The organism is Achromobacter sp. Marseille-Q0513 (genome assembly GCF_018195695.1).
Classification (GTDB): Bacteria; Pseudomonadota; Gammaproteobacteria; order Burkholderiales; family Burkholderiaceae_B; genus Achromobacter.
The window spans coordinates 1-1,649 of sequence record NZ_JAGTJY010000063.1; the positions used below are offsets into that span (position 1 = coordinate 1).

Annotated in this window: 1 protein-coding gene and 2 pseudogenes; 1 reads left to right on the forward strand and 2 read right to left on the reverse strand. The window is 69.8% G+C overall.

The window, feature by feature from the left end; all coding sequences use genetic code 11:
• Both KDH83_RS14755 and KDH83_RS14760 read right to left on the reverse strand, forming a co-directional pair.
• Positions 1 to 195: pseudogene (locus KDH83_RS14755) on the reverse strand (hypothetical protein); the annotation flags it as partial.
• Between the two features lies 1 nt (position 196).
• Positions 197 to 1,132, reverse strand: coding sequence for a LysR substrate-binding domain-containing protein (locus tag KDH83_RS14760; protein WP_212317065.1), 936 nt, complete (start codon positions 1,130 to 1,132; stop codon positions 197 to 199).
• A gap of 172 nt (positions 1,133 to 1,304) precedes the next feature.
• Between KDH83_RS14760 and KDH83_RS32550 the strand changes: the two are divergent.
• A pseudogene (locus KDH83_RS32550) lies at positions 1,305 to 1,649 on the forward strand (gentisate 1,2-dioxygenase); the annotation flags it as partial.

The following is a 1,649-nucleotide window of genomic DNA, read 5'->3' on the forward strand; positions in this document are numbered from 1 at the left end:
CCCCCCCCCCCCCCCCACCCCCAGCCCCGCCAGCGCCAGCGGCGACCACATGCCCGGCGGCGCGCGGCGCGCGTCCATCTCTACGACGAATCGATGCATGGCCGTCGACTCCCTGGGCTCGGCGCCGTCCAGCTCCGCCTCCAGCCGGCGACACTGCTCGATCAGCGCGTTCAGGCCACGGCGGGACGCGGGCATGTCAGGACCTCGCCGCGCCCGGCGCGTGTTCGGCCACCGTGGCGCGCAGGGCTGCCATCGCCTCCTGCACCGCCGCCGGCCGGAAGGCATCCTCGCGCCAGTACATCGCCACCGAGCCGAAGCCCGACAGACGCACCGGCAGGATGCGCATGGCCCGCAGCTCCGAAAAGCGCAGCGCGGCGCGGTGCGAGGCCACGCCGATCATGTCGCTGTTGTTGAGCAACGTGAGGTTGATGGTCACCGAATTGGATTCCACGTGGTCGGCCGGCGCAACCTGGCCGGCGGAGGCCAGCGCGGCGTCCAGCGCATTGCGGATGGGCGTGCCCCTGGGCCACAGGATCCAGCGGTACGACAGCAGCCGCGGCCAGTCCGGTTGCGCGACGGCGAACAGCGGATGGCGGGGCCGCGCCACCAGGTGGATGGGTTCCAGATAGAGCGCCTCGTAGCGGATGGCGGGGTCGTGGTGCTCGGGCGCCGAGCGCCCCACCACGATGTCCAGCCCGCCTTGCGCCAGCTGCTCCAGCAACCGGTCGGTGGTGCCCTCGACCAGTTTCACGCGCGCCTGCGGCATGCGTTCAAGCAGCTTCATCACCGCCAGCGGCACCGTGTCCGACGCCGACGCGCCCGAGGCGCCGATCACCACCCGCCCGCCTCCGCCCTCGCGCAGCGCGGCCATGTCCTCGCCGGCGCGGTCGAGCTGGGCCTCGACGCGGCGCGCGTGCGCGATCAGCACGTCGCCATGCGGCGTGGGCCGCAACCCGCGCGCGTGCCGCTCGAACAGCGGCAGGCCGATATCGTCTTCCAGATCCTTCAGCCACTTCGACAGGCCGGGCTGCGTGGTGTTGAGCATGGCCGCCGAATGGCTGATGTTGCGGGTCTGGTCCAGGCTGAGCAGCATCTTCAGGTTGCGCAGGCGCAACCGGTGGGTCCAGTCCATGCAAGCCCCTTGCTTGTCTCTCAGGTATATATTTCTTCGTATGGATAATAAGATAATTTCATTTCAAATCACATAGCTGCCTGCGCATAATCGTCTCCACCACCCGGACCGCGCCCCGCCGCGACGGTCCCGAGCAGAAGCCGGCCTGAACCGACTCGCCCAGGAGACAAGCATGCAGGACAGCCACACCGCCGGCGCGGAGCGCGCCGCCTATTACGCGCGCATCGCCAAGAAGCACATGGCCCCGCTCTGGGAGTCGCTGCACAACCTGGTGCCGCGCGAACCGGCGCCGCGCTGCGTGCCCGCCATCTGGAAGTACGAGGACGTGCGCGCCGACGTCATGGCCTCCGGCGCGCTGATCAGCGCCGAGGAGGCCGTGCGCCGCGTGCTGATCCTGGAGAACCCCGGCCTGCCCGGCCAGGCCAGCATCAGTCGAAGCCTGTACGCCGGCCTGCAGCTGATCCTGCCTGGTGTGATGTGTGTGACGGTGGGTAAGACACACAGCGCGAAGGGAGGG